14 protein-coding genes are annotated in these 19,146 nt (G+C 64.2%); 8 read left to right on the top strand and 6 right to left on the bottom strand.

Annotated features, from left to right (window positions below; genetic code table 11):
• The first annotated feature begins 307 nt into the window (after positions 1–307).
• The 6 genes from AC0L2F_RS29115 to AC0L2F_RS29090 all read left to right on the top strand — a co-directional run bounded on the left by AC0L2F_RS29115 (position 308) and on the right by AC0L2F_RS29090 (position 10,063).
• Positions 308–1,807, top strand: coding sequence for a leucyl aminopeptidase (locus AC0L2F_RS29115; RefSeq protein ID WP_473250760.1), 1,500 nt, complete (start codon positions 308–310; stop codon positions 1,805–1,807).
• Between the two features lie 6 nt (positions 1,808–1,813).
• Positions 1,814–2,266: a DNA polymerase III subunit chi gene (locus AC0L2F_RS29110; RefSeq protein WP_473250759.1), complete on the top strand. Its 453-nt coding sequence runs from the start codon at positions 1,814–1,816 to the stop codon at positions 2,264–2,266.
• A gap of 166 nt (positions 2,267–2,432) precedes the next feature.
• The gene (locus tag AC0L2F_RS29105) at positions 2,433–2,927 is read left to right on the top strand and encodes a hypothetical protein (protein WP_473250758.1); all 495 of its coding nucleotides are present in this window, start codon (positions 2,433–2,435) and stop codon (positions 2,925–2,927) included.
• 435 nt (positions 2,928–3,362) lie between these two features.
• A complete protein-coding gene (locus AC0L2F_RS29100; protein WP_473250757.1) occupies positions 3,363–6,209 on the top strand; it encodes a beta strand repeat-containing protein in 2,847 nt (948 codons plus the stop codon).
• A 280-nt stretch (positions 6,210–6,489) separates the two neighbouring features.
• Positions 6,490–8,622: a type I secretion system permease/ATPase gene (locus AC0L2F_RS29095; RefSeq protein WP_473250755.1), complete on the top strand. Its 2,133-nt coding sequence runs from the start codon at positions 6,490–6,492 to the stop codon at positions 8,620–8,622.
• On the top strand, positions 8,609–10,063 hold the full coding sequence (locus tag AC0L2F_RS29090; RefSeq protein ID WP_473250754.1) for an HlyD family type I secretion periplasmic adaptor subunit: 1,455 nt from the start codon (positions 8,609–8,611) through the stop codon (positions 10,061–10,063). Before AC0L2F_RS29095 ends, AC0L2F_RS29090 begins: the two co-directional genes overlap by 14 nt.
• Before the next feature lie 153 nt (positions 10,064–10,216).
• On the opposite strand, the gene AC0L2F_RS29085 is transcribed toward AC0L2F_RS29090, so the two are convergent.
• The 3 genes from AC0L2F_RS29085 to AC0L2F_RS29075 form a co-directional block, all read right to left on the bottom strand.
• Entirely contained in the window at positions 10,217–12,079 is a 1,863-nt protein-coding gene (locus tag AC0L2F_RS29085) for an ABC-F family ATP-binding cassette domain-containing protein (protein WP_473250753.1), read from the bottom strand.
• A 71-nt stretch (positions 12,080–12,150) separates the two neighbouring features.
• Positions 12,151–12,324: a hypothetical protein gene (locus tag AC0L2F_RS29080; RefSeq protein ID WP_007609361.1), complete on the bottom strand. Its 174-nt coding sequence runs from the start codon at positions 12,322–12,324 to the stop codon at positions 12,151–12,153.
• Between the two features lie 249 nt (positions 12,325–12,573).
• Positions 12,574–12,819 carry a hypothetical protein gene (locus tag AC0L2F_RS29075; RefSeq protein WP_007609363.1) on the bottom strand — a complete coding sequence of 82 codons (246 nt, stop codon included), beginning with the start codon at positions 12,817–12,819 and terminating at the stop codon, positions 12,574–12,576.
• Between the two features lie 310 nt (positions 12,820–13,129).
• Between AC0L2F_RS29075 and ndk the strand changes: the two genes are divergently transcribed.
• Both ndk and AC0L2F_RS29065 read left to right on the top strand, forming a co-directional pair.
• Entirely contained in the window at positions 13,130–13,552 is a 423-nt protein-coding gene (ndk, locus tag AC0L2F_RS29070; protein ID WP_007591953.1) for a nucleoside-diphosphate kinase, read from the top strand.
• A 44-nt stretch (positions 13,553–13,596) separates the two neighbouring features.
• Positions 13,597–14,457 carry a TerC family protein gene (locus AC0L2F_RS29065; protein WP_473250752.1) on the top strand — a complete coding sequence of 287 codons (861 nt, stop codon included), beginning with the start codon at positions 13,597–13,599 and terminating at the stop codon, positions 14,455–14,457.
• Positions 14,458–14,463: 6 nt separating this feature from the next.
• On the opposite strand, the gene AC0L2F_RS29060 is transcribed toward AC0L2F_RS29065, so the two are convergent.
• Genes AC0L2F_RS29060 through AC0L2F_RS29050 form a run of 3 tightly spaced genes read right to left on the bottom strand, consistent with a single transcriptional unit; the run spans position 14,464 to position 18,875 of the window.
• On the bottom strand, positions 14,464–14,775 hold the full coding sequence (locus AC0L2F_RS29060; protein ID WP_063992684.1) for a DUF3240 family protein: 312 nt from the start codon (positions 14,773–14,775) through the stop codon (positions 14,464–14,466).
• On the bottom strand, positions 14,775–17,840 hold the full coding sequence (locus AC0L2F_RS29055) for an efflux RND transporter permease subunit (RefSeq protein ID WP_473250751.1): 3,066 nt from the start codon (positions 17,838–17,840) through the stop codon (positions 14,775–14,777). The genes AC0L2F_RS29060 and AC0L2F_RS29055 overlap by 1 nt, the downstream gene beginning before the upstream one ends.
• A complete protein-coding gene (locus AC0L2F_RS29050; protein ID WP_473250768.1) occupies positions 17,841–18,875 on the bottom strand; it encodes an efflux RND transporter periplasmic adaptor subunit in 1,035 nt (344 codons plus the stop codon).
• Positions 18,876–19,146: the final 271 nt, after the last annotated feature.

Genomic DNA, 19,146 nt, shown 5'->3' with positions numbered 1-19,146 from the left:
TGCCGGCCGGAATTCCGGCTGTCCAACCAATCCCCGCAAGGGGATCCCCAAGGTCGGCCAACCATCTCATCCGCCGGCTTACTCTCTCAGTACCATCCCTTTGATCCGTCAACAAAATGGCTGCCCCGTGGCACCCTCAATATATGGTTAATATTTCCCTCGTTGTGGCCCCTCGGCCACGGGGGTGCTTGGCATCTGCCGGGCCGGTGGCCCATAGTGCGGCACGCTCAGTGAATCGCCGTTCAGCTCCGGCCGGTGGCCGGGGCCGCCGATCGGTAAAAAGCCCTGTCTTTTTGAGGAGTTACTCATGTCCGATGCCATCAAGGTCGGCTTCGTTCCCTTGTCTGCCGCCGTCCGTGGCATCATGGTCGTGTTCTGCGACGACGCTCTGAAGCTCGGCCCGGCGACCGCCAAGGCGCTCGGTGGGGCCACCGAACTCGTGAAGCGGGCGGCCACCGCCGCCGCCTTCAAGGGCAAGAGCGGCGCTGCGCTCGACATCCTTGCGCCGGAGGGCGTGAAGGCCACCCGCCTGATCGTGATCGGCGCCGGCAAGGCGGCCGGCCTGAAGGCTAACGACTTCCTCAAATTCGGCGGCGTGGCGGCGAGCAAGCTTCCGGCCGGCGCGGCGGCCATGACCATCATGGCGGAACTGCCCAATGGCGCGATGACCAGCGAGCAGGCGGTCGCGATCGCCTCGGGCCTGCGGCTGCGCACCTACAAGTTCGACCGCTACAAGACCAAGAAGAAGGACGGCGAGGAGGGCGGCTCGCGCGCCGACGTCTCGTTTGCTGTCGGCGATGTCGTGGCCGCGAAGAAGGCGTTTGCATCGGCCGCTGCGATCGTGGACGGCGTCATCATTGCGCGCGACCTCGTCAACGAGCCGCCGAACGTGCTTTTTCCCGAGGAGTTCGCGCGCCGCGCAGGCCTGCTCCGCAAACTCGGCGTCAAGATCGAGGTGCTCGACGTCAAGGCGATGGACAAGCTCGGCATGGGCGCGCTGCTAGGCGTCGGCCAGGGCTCGGCGCGGCCGAGCCGCACCGTGATCATGCGTTGGGACGGCGGCAAGAAAGGTGAGGCGCCGGTTGCCTTCGTCGGCAAGGGCGTCTGCTTCGACACCGGCGGCATTTCGATCAAGCCGGCCGGCAGCATGGAGGACATGAAGGGCGACATGGGAGGCGCGGCCTGCGTCGTCGGCCTGATGCATGCGCTCGCAGCACGCAAGGCCAAGGTCAACGTCGTCGGTGCCATCGGCCTCGTCGAGAACATGCCGGACGGCAACGCGCAGCGCCCTGGCGACATCGTCACCTCGATGTCGGGCCAGACCATCGAGATCATCAACACCGACGCGGAAGGCCGCCTGGTGCTTGCCGATGTGCTCTGGTACGTCGCCAAGAAAACCAAGCCGAAATTCATGGTGGATCTGGCGACGTTGACCGGCGCCATCGTGGTCGCGCTCGGCACCGAGCATGCCGGCATGTTTTCCAACAATGACGAGCTTGCCGAGCGGCTGCTGGCGGCCGGCATCGAGAGCGGCGAGAAGGTCTGGCGCCTGCCGCTTGGCCCTGAATACGACAAGCTGATCGATTCCCAGTTCGCCGACATGAAGAACACCGGCGGCCGCCATGGCGGCTCGATCACCGCGGCGCAGTTCCTCCAGCGCTTCGTGGACGGCACGCCCTGGGCGCATCTCGACATCGCCGGCACCGCCATGGGGGCGCCGAAGACCGACATCAACCAGAGCTGGGGAAGCGGCTATGGCGTTCGCTTGCTCGACCGTCTGGTCGCCGACCATTACGAACGCAAATGACCCGAGATGACTGAAGTCCTGTTCTACCATCTGCAAAACATGACGGTGGAGAACGTGTTGCCGCCGCTTCTCGAGAAATCGCTCGAGCGCGGCTGGCGCGTCGTGGTGCAGTCGACTTCGCCGGAGCGCGCCGATGCGCTCGACGCCCATTTGTGGACCTATCGCGACGATTCCTTCCTGCCCCACGGGACATGGCGGGTGAGCGACGCCGCCGATCAGCCGATCGTGCTTGCGGTCGAGGAGGACAATCCGAACGGTGCCAATGTCCGCTTCCTCGTCGACAACGCTGCGCTGCCGCAGGACGCCCAGGGCTATGAGCGCATGGTGCTGCTGTTCGACGGGGACGATCCGGACGCGCTTGCGTTTGCCCGGAGCGCCTGGACGGATTGCAAGGCGCGGGGATTTGATGTCACCTATTGGCAGGCCGACGAGCGGGGCCGGTGGCAGAAGCGGAGTTAGCGGTCGCTCGCAATTAATGATAATTTGCACTTTTCGGGGGATGATGGCTTTTGTCACCTTCGTGCCGCAAAGTGGTGTTGGTACAATTGCTTAGGGCCGATCCTTCACTCGGGGAATTTAGTTTATCGTGCGACATCAAAAGCTTCCCAGCTCGCTCATAGTTGCGTTGGCGGCCGTAGCCCCGCTGGTCGCGGGCTGTTCGGGCGGGACCGATCTGTTGTCCAGGGATGCCCAGTGGTTCAACACGCCCAGCCGCCTGTTCATCAAAAGCATCTCGATCGAGTCGCCGCCGCTGACCCCCGACAAGCCGGTTGGGGCCGAGGATCTGGTCAGTGCCGACGGGGCTTGTGCTGGCATGGCGCCGCCGCCCGGGCCGGCTGATGCGAATGCGTCGACGACCGCGCCGGCTCCCATGGGCGGCACCGTCGCGCTCGGCCACACCGAATGCGATGTGGTGCGCGGCATCGGCGCGCCCTCGAGCGTCAACCTCTCCGGTGATGCCGCCGGCAGGCGCGTTGCGGTCGTGACCTGGACGACCGGTCCGCGCGCCGGCATCTACACCTTCACGGCCGGTCGCCTGTCCTCGATCGAGGGCACGCCGGAAGCTCCGGTCATGCCGAAGGCGACCAAGCCGAAGCCGAAGAAGAAGTCGGCGGCGTAACGGGTTGGCCTTTTGCCCTGATGCTGGTTGCAGCTGTCGCTGCAATCGGCCGCGTATGCTTGCCCCCAACCTCAAGCGATTTTGCATCCATTGATTGCGATGGGCGGGCGTGAACCGTGATCTCTCCGTTCGCGCTCGCCGGCGATCTTGTTCGCGAGTTTCGACATCGCGGATGCCGACCTTCGCCAAAGCGCCTTCATTGCCTCGAGCCGCGTTCTTCCGCGCGCGTTGAAAATCACGGGGGCGTTACGCGTGATCCGTGATCACGCGATTCGTGATGAGAGAGCCTTCGCATCCGCTTTCGAAAACTGCCCCGAAGCAAAACTGGAGGAAATCTCCAGAATAATCACGCGCGTCTCAAGCAACGGTTCAAGAATGTCATTCGCGCGAATGCTACGCACCGAGGGGAGGGGCTAGGTCGGAAGGATCATTTGGATGTCCATTACCTCTGTGTTTTCCCCGGTTACGGGGCAGCTCACCATTTTTGGCGACAGCGCGAATAACGGCCTCGTGATAAGTCGCGACAAGTCCGGCCGCATCCTGGTCAATAACGGGCACGTGAAAACGGTTGGTGGCGAACCCACCGTCGACAACACCACCGCGATCGACATCTTCGGTCAAGGCGGTGACGACACGATCACCGTCGACGAATGCCACGGCCCGATGCCGGCGGTGCACATCTTCGGTGGCGACGGCAATGACAGGATCACGGGCGGCTCGGGAGCCGACCTCCTGTTTGGTCAGGCCGGCAACGATTTGATCAAGGGGGGCGGCGGCAACGATCTGCTGTTCGGCGGAGCGGGTAACGACATCCTGGACGGCGGCAGCGGCGACAACCAGCTGTTCGGCGAGGCCGGCGACGATGTCATGGTCTGGAATCCGGGCGGCGGCACCAACCTGTTCGAAGGTGGTGAGGGCAACGATACGGCTCAGGTCAACGGAAGCAACGCCGCCGAGACGTTCACGATCACGGCGAACGGCACCCGCGTGCGGCTCGACGGGACGGGCGCGGCGCCGTTCTCGCTCGACATCGGCACGACGGAAAATCTGGTCTTGCACGGTGGCGGCGGCGACGATGTCATCACCGCGGGCAACGGGCTCGGCACCCTGATCTCGCTGACGCTCGATGGCGGCGCCGGCAACGACAGGATCATCGGCGGCGACGGCAACGACCTCATCATCGGCGGCAGCGGGGACGACATCGTCAATGGCGGACGCGGCAACGACGTCGCCCAGCTCGGGAGTGGCGACGACACTTTCATCTGGAATCCCGGTGACGGCAGCGACACGGTCGAAGGCGGATCGGGCAGCGACAAGCTGCTTTTCAATGGCGCCAACATCAACGAGACCATCGACATCTCGGCCAATGGCGGCCGGGTGCGCTTTACCCGCGATGTCGCCAACATCACGATGGATATCAACAGCGTCGAGCAGATCGAATTCGATGCGCGCGGCGGCTCCGACAACATCACCGTCGGCGACCTCACCGGGACCGGCGTCAAGCAGGTGCTGGTCGATCTCGGAGCCGTTCCGGGAGGGACACAAGGCGACGGCGCAGCTGACACGGTGACCGTCAACGGCAGCAACGGCAATCAGCACATCGAGGTCACAGCCACGGGCACAACGGTCACGGTCACGGGGCTGCCGGAGCTCGTGACGATCGCAAATGCAGAGGCGGGCAACGACCGGCTGGTCGTGCAGGCGCTCGGCGGCAACGACGTGATCGATGCATCCACGCTCGGCGCGGTGATCGGGCTGACCATCGACGGCGGTGCGGGCAACGACACCATCACCGGCAGCCAGGGAGCCGACACCCTGATCGGCGGCGACGGCAACGACAAGGTCATCGGCGGCCGCGGCAATGACGTCGCGCTTCTCGGCGCAGGCGACGACATCTTCACGTGGAATCCCGGTGACGGCAGCGACACTGTCGAAGGCGGCGCGGGAACCGATACGCTGGTGTTCGACGGCGCCAATGTGGCTGAGAACATGTCCGTCTCGGCGAACGGAAGCCGTGCGCTACTTACCCGTGACGTCGGCGCTATCGTCATGGACCTCGCTGGCATCGAGCACGTGCAGATCGCGGCAGCAGGCGATGCCGACAACATCACCGTCAACGATCTGACCGGGACAGGAATCACGCAGGTTGCCATCGACCTCAGTGCCGGCCCCGGCAGCCAGAGCGGCGATGGCGCGGCGGACCGCGTGACCGTGAACGGCACGACCGGTGACGACAACATATCGGTGTTGACCTCCGGCGGATCGATCGTGGTCAACGGTCTCGCTGCGCAGGTGACGATTGCACATGCGGACGCCGGTGATGTGCTCGGCATCAACGGCGGACAAGGCAATGACGTCATCAATGCGTCTTCCATCAAGGCGGGACAGTCGTTCATCCTCAACATCAACGGCGGCGACGGCAACGACACCATCACCGGCAGTGCCGGCAATGACTTGGTGAACGGGGGACGCGGCAACGATTTCGCCAATCTCGGTGCGGGCGACGACACCTTCGTCTGGAACCCCGGCGACGGCAGCGATACCGTCGAAGGCGGGAAGGGCACCGACACGCTGGCATTCAACGGCGCCAATATCAGCGAGACCATCAACATCTCGGCCAATGGCGGCCGGGTGCTGTTCACGCGAGATGTTGCCGCCATTGCGATGGACCTGAACGGGGTCGAACATGTCGAGTTCAATGCGCTCGGCGGTGCCGACAACATTACCGTCGGCGACCTCTCCGGCACCGGCGTCAGCCAGGTCGACCTCGATCTCGGCGCCAATGACGGCGCCGCGGATACCGTGACCATCAACGCAACCGGCGGCAACGACGTCATCACGGTGACCGAGCACGATGGCATCATCACGGTGTCGGGCCTTGGCCAGGACATCAACATCACCGACGCCGGCGCGGGCGACAGGATCGTCATCAACGGCCTCGATGGCGACGACGTCATCACGGCTTCCGGCTTGCAGGGCGGCATCCAGCTCGTCGCCAACGGCGGCAACGGCGACGACGTGCTGATCGGCGGCCCCGGCAACGACACGCTGGCGGGTGGTGCCGGTGATGACGTGCTGATCGGCGGCGGCGGTCTCGACATACTGGACGGCGGCACCGGCAACAATGTCGTCATCCAGGGCGGAGCGTTTGCGGCGGCGATGCTGCTCAACCAGGCCATGGCGGCCAGCTTCGTTCCCGCAGGTGACGGGAACGGCGAGATGCCGCTGCCCGATCCGCACGCGACGCAGAGCCAGGTGCTCGCACCGCCGCAGCACGCCTGACAGTAAGGCCTGATGGGATGAGCCTCACTAGCGCTCCGACGGAGGTGCGTTCCCTCCCCCCTTGTGGGGGAGGGTTAGGGAGAGGGGTAGCCCAGGAAAAGGTGCCGATGGTTGAAGATGCGGTGTTAGCGACCGAACGACGGAAAGAATCCCCGTGGGGCACCCCCCTACCTGTCCCTCCCCCACAAGGGGGGAGGGAACGGATGGAGCGCTGCTGCTGGCCAAGCTTGATTCGACTTCACGCCGTGGCGTTCTCGCTGCATCGGCCCGGAGAACGCTGATGACGACGAATGCGGTCTCCACCGACACGGGGCTCGATGCGTTGCTGACGCTGCTGCATCTGCAAGGTGTTGCGGCCGATCGCGAGCAGCTAAGGCACCGGCTGGGCGCGGCATGCTTCGGCGCAGCGGATATCGTCCGCTGCGCGAGGTCTCTCGGGCTTAAAGCTCGAATCTATCGAACGCGGTGGAGCCGTCTGTCGGACACCCCGCTGCCTGCGATCGCAATGCTGCGGGACGGCGGCTTCATGGTCATCGCAAAGGCCTCCGCCGACAAGGTGCTGGTGCAGTCCCCGGAGGCGCAGCGGCCGGTGCTGATGGATCGCGACGAGCTGAGCGCGATCTGGGACGGCGGCTTGATCCTGATGGTCCGGCGCGCCGGCCTGTCTGACCTCGGGCGGCACTTCGATATCACCTGGTTCATCGGCGCGATCGGCAAATACCGGCGGCTGCTGAGCGAAGTGCTGGCGGCTTCGTTCTTCCTCCAGCTTTTTGCGCTGGTCTCGCCGCTGTTCTTCCAGGTCGTCATCGACAAGGTGCTGGTGCACCGCTCGCTGTCCACGCTCGACGTCCTCGTCATCGGCCTCGTCGTCGTCTCCCTGTTCGACACCGTGCTCGGGATCCTGCGCAATTACCTGTTTGCGCACACGACCAACCGCATCGACGTCGAGCTCGGGGCCCGCCTGTTCCACCATCTGCTGGCGCTGCCGATGGCGTGGTTTCAGGCCAGGCGCGTCGGAGATTCCGTGGCCCGGGTCCGTGAGCTCGAGAACATCCGCAATTTCATCACCAGCTCGTCGCTGACGCTTCTCATCGACCTGGTCTTCACCTCGGTGTTCCTGGCGGTGATGTTCGCCTATTCGGCGCAGATGAGCTTCATCGTGCTGGCGTCGTTCCCGTTCTACATCGCGATCTCGGCCGTGGCGACGCCGCTGTTTCGCCGCAGGCTGGACGAGAAATTTCGCCGTGGCGCCGAGAACCAGGCCTTCCTGGTCGAGAGCGTCAGCGGCATCGAAACGCTGAAGGCAATGGCGGTCGAGCCGCAGATGCAGCGTCGCTGGGAAGAGCAGCTCGCCGGCTATGTTTCCGCAAGCTTCGGTGTCACCAGCCTCGGCAACACGGCAAGCCAGCTCGTGCAGCTCGTCAGCAAGGTCGTCACCGCCGCCATTCTCTATGTCGGCGCCAGACTGGTGATCGGTGACGCCTTGACGGTCGGCGAGCTCGTGGCCTTCAACATCTTCGCGGGGCGGGTGTCGGCCCCGGTGCTGCGGCTCGCGCAGGTCTGGCAGGATTTTCATCAGGCGCGACTGTCGATCGCGCGGCTCGGCGACATCCTCAACAGCGCGGCGGAGCCGGCTTATTCCGCCGCCCGCGCGGGGCTGCCGCCGATCCGGGGCAACATCCGCTTCGAGCACGTGTCTTTCCGCTACCGGCTCGATGGGCCCGAGATCCTGCACGATGTCTCATTCGATATTCCAGCCGGACAAACCGTCGGCATCGTCGGATCGTCCGGCTCGGGCAAAAGCACCTTCGCCAAGCTGGTGCAGCGGCTCTACGTTCCGCAAAGCGGCCGCGTGCTGGTCGACGGAATGGATCTGATGACGACCGACCCGGCCGGGCTCCGTCGGCAGATCGGAATCGTGCTCCAGGACAACATGCTGTTCAACCGTTCGGTACGCGACAACATCGCGCTGGCCGATCCAAGCCTGCCGATGGCCCGCATCATCGACGCGGCAAAGCTGGCGGGCGCGCATGATTTCATTCTGGAGCTCCCCGAGGGCTACGATACGGTGGTCGGCGAGCGCGGCTCGACGCTCTCGGGCGGGCAGCGCCAGCGCATCGCGATTGCCCGCGCGCTGGTGGGCAATCCCCGGATCCTGATCTTCGACGAAGCCACCAGTGCGCTCGACTATGAAAGCGAGCGGATCATCCATGACAACATGAAGGAGATCGCGAAAGGCCGCACCGTCCTGATCATCGCGCACCGTCTGTCCACCGTCCGCGGCGCCGATCGCATCTTCACCCTGGAACGCGGCCGTCTGGTCGAGGACGGCACGCATGATGCGCTGATCAAGACCGGCGGCCGCTATGCCGCCCTGCATCGTCTCCAGGGGGGCATTTATGAGGTCGGCTAGCACTGTGCCGGCCGCTCGGCCGGAGCAGACCGTGATCCCGTTCCGGAATGGAAAGGGCCGCCGCGCCGATGAAGTCGCCTTCCTGCCGGCGGCGCTGGAAATCACGGAAACACCGCCATCGCCGATCGGCCGCGCCATCGCCCTGGCGCTGATGCTGCTTGTCTGCGCGGCGCTGGCCTGGTCGGCATGGGGCACGATCGACATCGTGGCCTCCGCAACCGGCAAGGTCGTGTCGAGCGGGCGAAGCAAGGTGGTCCAGCCGTTCGAGACCGGGGTGGTGCGCGCCATTCACGTGCAGGACGGGCAACCGGTCAAATCTGGCGACCTGCTGATCGAGCTTGATCCGACCGTGAACGCCGCAGAGCGCGATCGTCTGCACGACGATCTCATGGCCGAGCGGCTCAACGTCGCGCGCCTCCGCGCCGCATTGGCGGGCAGCGAAGATGTGTCCGTCGATCTCGTCGTACCAGAGGACGCCGATCCCATGCTGGTCGCGACGCAACGGCAGCTCCTCGCCAATCAGGTCAGCGAGAACAGGGCCAAGCTCGCGGCGCTGGCACGTCAGGAAGCGCAGAAGGAGGCCGAACATCAGACCATTGCGGCGACGATTCACAAGCTTGATGCGTTGCTGCCGGTCACCCAGCAGCGTGTCGAGATCCGCAAGACGCTGATGGAGAAGGAGATCGGCTCGAAGCTGACCTACTATGAGACCCTCCAGCTCCAGATCGAGCAGCAGGAGGAGCTTCGCGTCCAGAGCAGCCGCTTGAAGGAGGCCGAGGCGGCCGTCGCAGTGATCCGGGAGACCCGCATCCAGGCCCTGGCCGAGTACAGGAAAAGTCTCTCCGACGAGCTTGCCAAAAGCGAACAGAAGGCCAATGGCGTCGCACGCGATCTGATCAAGGCGCAGCAGAGGACGAGACTTCAGCAACTGACGTCCCCGGTCGACGGCGTCGTGCAGCAGCTCGCGGTCCACACCGTAGGCGGCGTGGTCACGCCCGCACAGTCGCTGCTGGTGATCGTGCCGACCGATACGCGGCTCGAGATCGAGGCGATGATCTCCAATCGTGACATCGGATTTGTCGAGGCCGGGCAGGGCGCCGCCATCAAGATCGATACCTTCAATTTCACCCGTTACGGGCTTCTCGCAGGCCGGGTCGTGAGCGTCTCGCAGGACGCCATCGTCCGCGATCGGCCGCAGGAGCGCGGGAGCGATCGTGCGCCCGGGACGCAACGCGACAGCAGCGAGCCCAGCGGGCAGGAGTTGAGCTACAGCGCCCGTATCTCGCTCGATCGTACCCAGATGCAGGTGGACGACCGCCTCGTCAATTTGTCGCCGGGGATGGCGGTGACCGTCGAGATCAGGACCGGTTCGCGCACCATCCTGAGCTACCTGCTATCGCCGCTGCAGCGCTACCGGCACGAGATCATGCGGGAGCGCTAGTTCCCGCCTGTTGCCGACGAAGCTTCGCCAGACGGGCCGGCTCAGTCGGTGCGGCAAAGACAGGTTATTCAACGACTTATTGCTGGGTAGCAAAATACCGGTACTGTGCATGGGGTTGTTTTTCGGATTTTAATGTCGGCCCTTGTGGGGGCGTCAACCCGCCGCCTCGTCGAACTGCGTGCTTGCCTCGAGCCACTGCTCCTCTGCGCGCGCGAGCGCGTCGGCTGCGTTCGCGCGAGCCTTCGACAGTTGCGCGGCTTGCTTGGGGTCGCGGCTGAAGATGTCGGGCAGGGCGAGCGCAGTGTCGATCTTGCTGATGATCTCGCTGACGCGGGCGATCTCGGATTCGGCTTCAGCGATACGTTTCTTCAGTGAGCCGCGATTGTCCGATCGCGGACGCTGCGGCTTCTCGCTCGGCGCGTTGCGCTCGCGCGGGGCGGGCTCGCCATTGCGCGCGGACAGCACCAGGCGGCGATATTCGTCGAGATCGCCGTCGTAATTGGTCACGGTGCGGTCGGCGACGATCCAGAGTTGATCGGCGCAGGACTCGATCAGATAGCGATCATGCGAAACCATGATGACGGCGCCGGGGAATTCGTTGATGGCTTCCGCAAGCGCGGCGCGGCTGTCGATGTCGAGATGGTTGGTCGGCTCGTCCAGGATGATCATGTTGGGGCCGAAAAAGGTCGCAAGTCCCAGCAGGAGCCGCGCCTTCTCGCCGCCCGACAATTTTCCAACCTTGGTGTCAGCCGCCTTGCCGGAAAATCCGATGGCGCCGGCGCGGGCGCGTACTTTCGCTTCGGGCGCCTCGCCCATCAGCTTGCGGACGTGGTCGTAGGTCGAGGCATCCTCGTTCAATTCGTCGAGCTGGTGCTGGGCGAAATAGGCAATCGAGAGCTTGTCGGCGCGGGTCACCTTGCCCGAGAACGGCGCGAGGCGGCCGGCGAGCAGTTTCACAAGGGTCGACTTGCCGTTGCCGTTGGAACCAAGCAGCGCGATGCGGTCGTCATTGTCGACGCGCAAGGTGACGCGGTTCAGCACGGGCGTGTTCGGATCGTAGCCGACCACGACGTTGTCGGCGGCGATGATCGGCGGCGACAGGATTTTCTCCGGCGCCGGAAAGCTGATCTCGCGTACGTCCTGGGTGACCAGCGCCGTGATCGGCTTCAGCCGCTCCAGCATTTTCACACGGGACTGCGCCTGGCGGGCTTTCGAGGCCTTGGCCTTGAAGCGGTCGACGAAGGCCTGCAGGCGGGCGCGTTCGGCTTCCTGGCGCTTGACCGCTTTGGCATCGAGCATCTCGCGCATGGCGCGCTGCTCCTCGAAGGAGGAGTAGGTGCCTTTGTAAAGCGTGAGCTTGCTGCGATCCAGATGCAGGATCTGGTCGACCGAGCTTTCCAGCAGGTCGCGGTCATGGCTGATCACGATCACGGTGCGCGGATAATGCGCGAGGTGATCCTCCAGCCACAGCGTGCCTTCGAGGTCGAGATAGTTGGTGGGCTCGTCGAGCAGCAACAGGTCGGGAGCGGCGAACAGCGTCGCGGCGAGCGCGACACGCATGCGCCAGCCGCCGGAGAATTCGGCGCAGGGGCGGAGCTGGTCGGTGGCCGAGAAGCCGAGGCCGGAGAGGATCGCGGCGGCGCGGCTCGGCGCCGAATGGGCGTCGATGTCGACCAGCCGGGTCTGGATCTCGGCGATCCGGTGTGGATCGGTCGCGCTCTCGGCCTCGGTGAGCAGCGCGTCGCGTTCGAGGTCGGCCTTGAGCACGACCGAGATCAGGCTCTCGGGGCCGTTCGGCGCTTCCTGCGCGAGGCTGCCGACGCGCCAACGGGGCGGCAGGGTCACCGTGCCGTGCTCGGCCGCGAGCTCGCCGCGGATCACCTTGAACAGGGTCGATTTGCCGGTGCCGTTGCGACCGACCATGCCGACGCGGGATCCGGGCGTGATCTGCACGGAACTCTGGTCAATCAGAAGGCGTCCGGCGAGGCGGATGGAGAGGTCGCTAATGGAGAGCATGCGGCCTTGTCACCGCACCGGCGATCAAACGCAACCCGTTTTTCCGTGTCTGCAAGCCGGTGCTCGTCAACTCAGTGCGAATCGCGCTCGCGCTGCTTCAGCTCATTGAGGAGTTGCTCGAGGTGCGTCGGCAGCCTGGCTTCGGGCCGCAGGCTCTGCTGGAGCCGTTCGCCCACCGCATCGCGGATCGAGCGGCTGGTGCGCCGGTCGATTTGCTCGCTGTCATCGGCGAAAAGACTAACCATCGCAGGGTTCCGTGTTCTCAAAGAAGCGACACCGTACCAAGTCCTTGGTCCCCAAATGGTTTCGCCACTCCGGCGATTGCGAGGCATTCTAGCAAAAATTGTGTGAAGCCACGCAATATCCCCCTGCGAATACAAAGCCCCGGCGCTGGGGACGCCGGGGCTTCGCTTGGAAGGTACCTTGGGGGGCTCAGGTACCCTTGGGGTCAGGTATCCTTGGGGTCAGGTATCCTTGGAAAGGTGCTGTCGGGCTCAGTAGCAGCGGTTGATCATCCGCCAGCGGGGTCCCCAGGGGGTCGGGACCAGCCGGCGCACATAGCAGCCGCCGTAGCCGTAGGAGACGGGGGCATAGAAGCGCGGGCCACCCCAGCCATGATGCCAGCCACCGCCGCCGCCATGACCCCAGCCGCCATGCCAATGAGCGGACGCGGAGGTCGGTGCCAGCGCGGCACCAAGCGCAACCGCGGCGATCGCGGCGAGCGAAAGTTTCCTCAACATGGTGATCTCCTCAAATCTGTCGGCGCGGGGCTATCGCGTCGATGGAAAGGCCGCCGAAACGGTCCGCCTCGGGCAGAGGCTTTGGTTTCGATGGACCTGAGGTTATCCGAACGAGGCTGAACCAAACCCTGACGAGGCCTTCAGATTGGGTTCATTTGGGTGAAATCGTTGTAATCCATCTTGGAATTCCGGCCCCTGGGCTGCGGCGAAGCGTCCCCGAGTCGGTTTTGGCGGTCGCTTGCCGTATTGCGAAGGCGCCGATATAAGCCCGGCAACTCCGAACCACCGTTTTCTCTTCAAGGACAACATCATGGCCATCGAACGCACCTTCTCGATCATCAAGCCCGACGCCACCGCGCGTAACCTCACCGGTGCGGTTAACGCCGTGATCGAGAAGGCGGGCCTGCGTATCGTCGCGCAGAAGCGCATCCGCATGACCAAGGAACAGGCCGAGACCTTCTATGCGGTCCACAAGGCGCGCCCCTTCTTCGGTGAGCTCGTGGACTTCATGACGTCCGGCCCCGTGGTGGTCCAGGTGCTGGAAGGCGAGGGTGCCGTCTCCAAGTATCGCGACGTGATGGGCGCGACCGATCCGTCCAAGGCGGCTGACGGCACCATCCGCAAGCTCTACGCAAAGTCGATCGGCGAGAACTCCGCGCACGGTTCGGATGCGCCGGAAACCGCTGCGATCGAGATCGCGCAGTTCTTCTCGGGCAACGAGATCGTCGGCTGATCCGTCAGCCGATCAGGTAACGAGACGCGGCGAAAGGACGTAGTGTGAACTGGCTCTGGCAGATCTTCGATCCCGCTACGATCGGGGCATTCTTCACCCAGTTCCGCGTTGAGATGGCCGAACCGACTTTCTGGGTCGCTGTCGGCAAGATCATCTGGATCAACATCCTCTTGTCCGGCGACAATGCGCTGGTGATTGCGCTCGCCTGCCGCGGCCTCAAGCCGCGGCATCGGCTGTGGGGCATGATCCTGGGTGCCGGCGCCGCGGTGCTGCTGCGGATCATCTTCACGGGCATCGTCGCGAGCCTGATGGAGCTGCCGTACCTCAAGCTGGTCGGCGGTCTTGCGCTGATCGTGATTGCGGCAAAGCTGCTGGTGCCGGAACAGGAGGACGAGGACGGCGTCGAGTCGGCCTCGCATCTGTGGCAGGCCGTGCAGATCGTCGTCGTCGCCGACATCGTCATGAGCCTGGACAACGTCATTGCGGTGGCCGCGGCCGCCAATGGCAGCGCGCCCTTGCTGGTGCTCGGTCTTGCCATCAGCGTGCCCTTGATCGTCGCCGGCGCGGCGCTGATCATGGCGCTGCTCGCAAGGCTGCCGGTGCTGGTGTGGGCCGGCGCGGCGCTGCTCGGCTGGATCGCGGGCGAAGTGATCGCGACCGATCCCGGCATCGCGCCGAGGCTGCACACGCTGTTCGACGGTCCGTTCGGCGCCTCGCTGGACAACATGCTCGGCGCCTTGCGCATCCCACCGCAATTCGCGCATGGCGGCGGAGGCGGCGAATATCTCTGCGCAGCTCTCGGCGTCGTCGTCGTGCTGGTCGTCGGATACGTCTGGCGCCGGCGCAGCATGAGCGCGGCCGCGCTGGAATCCTCCGAGCGCCACGCCAAGGCCTCGGCGGAATAGGCTGCTTCAGTCGATCGCGCCGAACTCCGTCACGGGCGTCGTCCAGTAGACGATCTTGGCTCCGGCGAACGGAACTCGCAGTCGGTCGAGCAAGCGGCCAGCATCGCTCCTCGCCATGATGATCTGCACGATGGCCTGATCGGCGTTGCCCTTCACGCGTTCGGCCGCCGTGTGCAATCGGACTTCGGCGCCGTGACCAGCCCCGTGCAATGCGGTGAACCCCGAAACAAGATCGGTCTGCTCGGTAAGATAGTCGAACACCTCGTCGCAGAGTTGGCGAGACAAGATCAGCGTGAGGCAGACCGGCTGGTCGATCATCAGGTCACCTTCGGCGTCCCGCCATAGCGGCGATACAGGATCGGCAAGAGAATCAAAGTGAGCAGGGTGGACGACAGGAGCCCTCCGATCACGACAACGGCGAGCGGTCGCTGGACTTCGGATCCTGGACCGGAGGCAAACAGCAGCGGGATCAAGCCGAACGCCGTAATGCTCGCGGTCATCAGCACCGGCCGAAGCCTACGCATGGCGCCTTCGACGACGATACGATTCTCGCTCAGGCCGCGGGCCCGCAGCTGATTGAAATGAGAGACCAGGACAACACCATTAAGAACGGCGATGCCGAGCAGCGCGATGAAGCCGACGGAGGCTGGCACTGAAAGATATTCGCCCGTCAGAACCAGTGCGAAGACGCCCCCGATCAAGGCAAAGGGAATGTTGACGAGGACCAGCAAGGCCTGTCGTATGGCGCCGAATGTGGTGAAGAGCAGCAGGAAGATCAGACCGATCGCAACCGGCACCACGACAGACAGACGTGCGGCGGCACGTTGCTGGTTCTCGAATTGCCCGCCCCAGGTCAGCCGGTAGCCTTCCGGGAGCGGGAGTTCGGCGGCTTTCTGGCGCGCCGCTTCGACGAAGCCCACCATGTCGCGGCCCCGGACGTTGGCGCGGACCACGCTCATCCGCGAGCCGTCTTCGCGGTCGATTTTCACGGGGCCGTCCACTCGTTGGATTCGGGCGACCTGCGACAGCGCCACATGCTGTCCGGAAGCGAGCGTCATTGGCAGGCTCGCCAACAGCGTCGGCGTCTCCCTGGTCGACTTGCTCCCGCGGATGAGGATCGGCGTGCGGCGTCCCCCCTCAAGCGCGGTCCCGATCGTTCGGCCCTCGATTTGCGTGCGGAGTGAGTTCGCTATGGAGTCCACCGTCAGGCCGAGGCGACCGGTCTCCATTCGATTGACGGCCACCGTGTAATATTCAGCGCCTTCGTTGAGCGTGGTGTAGACGTCCTCGGCACCGTCTATGCCGGACAGGATGCCCGACAGCTTTGCCGCGATTTCGTTCAGTCTGCCGATGTCGGGGCCGAAGATCTTCACTGCGACGTCGCCGCGCACGCCGCTGATCATCTCCTGCACGCGCATGTCGATCGGTTGGGTGAAGCTGAGCGAGATACCGGGAAAGCCGTTCAGAACCTCACGAAGCTTCTGCAGCAGGGTCTCGCGACTGTCGGTCTGTCTCTCGGCGGCCGGCTTGAGCACGAGGAACGTGTCGGTCTGGTTGGGGCCCATGGGATCGAGGCCGAGCTCGTCCGACCCGGTCCGTGCGACGATACCGGCAATATCCGGTACGGCCAGAAGTGCGGTCTGGAGCCTTGCATTTATAGCCAATGACTCGTCGAGGTTGACGGAAGGAAGCGTCTCTACACTGACGATGATGTCGCCTTCGTCCATCGTCGGCATAAAGGTCTTGCCGAGCTTTGAATAACCGAAGCCCGCAGCGAGCAGGCCGATCAGCGCTGCAGCAATCACCTTGCGCTCGTTGTCCAAGGCCCAGTCCAGCGCCGGTGCGTAGATCCGCTGTGCCGCACGAATCAGCAGGGGATCGCGATGTGACGCGGACTTCAGCAGATAGGAGGTTGCGACCGGGATCACGGTCAGCGCCAGCAGCAACGAGCTGGCGAGCGCGAAAATGATTGCCAGTGCGACTGGGATGAATAGCTTCCCTTCCAATCCCTGCAGGGTCAGCAGCGGTACGAACACGATCATGATGATGAGGACGCCCGAGGCGACGGGTTCCAGGACTTCGCAAACCGACCGGTACACCAGGTGGATCAGCGGAGTCGCCTTGCTCGGTTCGTGCTTGCCGAGGTTGCCGACGATGTTCTCGACGACGACAACCAGCGCGTCGATCAACATGCCGATCCTCGCAAGTCCACCCAGGCTCATCAGGTTGGCCGACATTCCCACGACGCGCATGACGATGAGCGCCATGAGAATGGCCAGCGGCAGGCTGAGAGCGATCACCAGCGAGGCGCGCCAGTTGCCGAGGAAAAGCAGCAGAAGAACGATGACGAGGACGGTGGCCTCGCCGAGCGCCCGAATCACCGTGCCCACCGCGCGGTTGACCAAGCGGCTGCGGTCATAAAACACGTTGATCGAAACGCTCCTCGGCAGCGAGGGCTGCAGCTCGGCAAGTCGGGCACGTACGTCTCGGACGAGCTGCCCCGCATTGGCGCCGCGCAAGCCGAGGACCAGCCCCTCGACGGTTTCGCCGTGCCCGTCCGACGTAACTGCGCCATAGCGGGTCAGCGTCCCGACCTGGACGTTCGCGACGTCCTTGACCAGGATCGGCACTCCCTCGCGCGTGTCAACGACTATGGCCTTGATATCTTCTGTCGACCGGATGCTGCCTTCAACCCGAACCAAGGTGCTGTCCTCGCCCTGGTTCACCCGTCCGGCGCCATCGTTGCGACTGTTGGCTTCGATCGCCCGACGGAACAGGTCATGCGATATGCCGCGGGCGGCAAGTGCATCGCTGCGCGGCACGATCTCGAAGGCGCGCACATAACCGCCGAGCGCATTGACGTCGGCAACACCGGCGACAGTACGCAGGGCGGGACGGATCACCCAATCGAGCAGGCCCCGGCGTTCGGCGAGCGAGAGTTCGGGACTATCGATCGTGAACATGAACATTTCGCCCAGGGGACTCGTGATCGGCGCAAGACCGCCGCTCACCCCGTCAGGGAAATCACGCGAGATGCTCGATAGTCGTTCCGACACCTGGTTGCGCGCCCAGTAGATGTCAGTGCCGTCTTCGAAATCGACGGTGATATCAGCCAATGCATACTTCGTGGTTGAACGAAGGACTTTCTTGTTAGGCAATCCAAGCAGTTCAAGCTCGATAGGGACCGTGATGCGCTGCTCGACCTCTTCGGGGGTGAGGCCCGCCGCCTTCATGATGATCTTCACCTGGACCGGGGAGACGTCGGGAAACGCGTCGATCGGCAGGCCGGGCAGGAGGACGACGCCGGCGGCGACCAACAGCACCACCCCCAGCATAACGAACAATCGCTGGGAAAGCGCGAAAGCGATCAGTCGCCGGAGCATCTACTGTCCCAGTCCCGAGAGAATGCCGCGAAGCGCCGAGATGCCCCCGATTGCGATCTCGTCCTGCTCTGTCACGGGGCCCGACACGACGACATGGTCCTGATCTTCCGCAACCAGCTTGACCGAGACTAGCCGAAAACCGCCGTCGAACGCGACAAAGACCGACGTTTGTTCGCCCCGCCGCACCAGCCCGCTATAGGGAATCTCCCAGGCGCTTTCACCGGCGGAGAGAAAGCCGATGCGGGCTGCGGTCGTCTGACCAGGATGCAGCTCTCCGTCGTTGGGCACTTCCGCGCGAACCAGAATGGTTTGGGTGCCAGGGTCGATGGTCTCGGAGACCAGTACGACCTTGCCGGGCGTTGAATAATTCTCAAACTCGACACTTGCACCGGTGCGGATCGCTCGGATATTGGCGGCAGGAACCGCGATTTCGGCCCATAGCGGCGAGAGCCGCGCGAGCTTGATGAGCGGCGTGGATTGTTCGACCCGTTGTCCTGGCGATACCATGACATCGACCACCGATGCAGGCTGCGGCGCATTGACCGTGAGCGTCCCGCTGATAGCCGCTTCCTGGGCCAGCCGCGAAATTACCTCATCGGACATCCCGCTCAGATGCAGCATCTGCCGCCGCTCGGCGACGACGAGAGTAGCCTGACGCGCCTCGGCCTGGCTGGTTTCCAACACGCGTTGCGGTACAGCCTTGCCTTCGAACAGATCGACGTTACGCTTGAGCTGCTGGGCGGCGAGAAGCTCCTGTGCGATCGCGTGCAGGTAGTCGCGCTGTTGAGAGACGAAACTTGGACTTTCCAGGGTGACCAGCGGCTGGCCGGCCGAGATGCGGTCGCCGCGCCCGGCCCGGAGATTGGCGACCATGCCGGACACCGGTGCGCTGACCACCCACAATTGCGGCGTCGGGATCACGATTTGGACAGGATAGGGCAGCGTCAGGTCGGTCCGGCTCGCGATCGGATGGGTCACGCGCACACCTAGATTCCGCGCCTGCGCATCGCTCAGCTTCACATCGTCCCGCGCCATCGACACGGAAGGTAACAAGCTCAGTGCAACCGCGAAGAGCGTACGAACGAATGCGCCCCCAGAAGAGGTGAGAAGCAGAGTTCCGCGTCTGACTCGCATGAGGAAGATCCCACACCCACGGGCGAGAGAAGCGCCAATCGGCTGCAGGTCTCGATTACTCCACCAGCGCGCTGGTGAGTTGATTTGCCTCAAGCGCGCCAGCCATTGTGGGAGGCTGCTCGCTCTTGGTGGAGCGTTTCGGCCGACCTCAGTCAATTCGGTCGTCGCCAAT

It is taken from the genome of Bradyrhizobium sp. Ken64 (assembly GCF_055807555.1).
The sequence above is the reverse complement of the archived record's forward strand: the minus strand, read 5'-3'. Positions and strand labels throughout refer to the sequence as shown.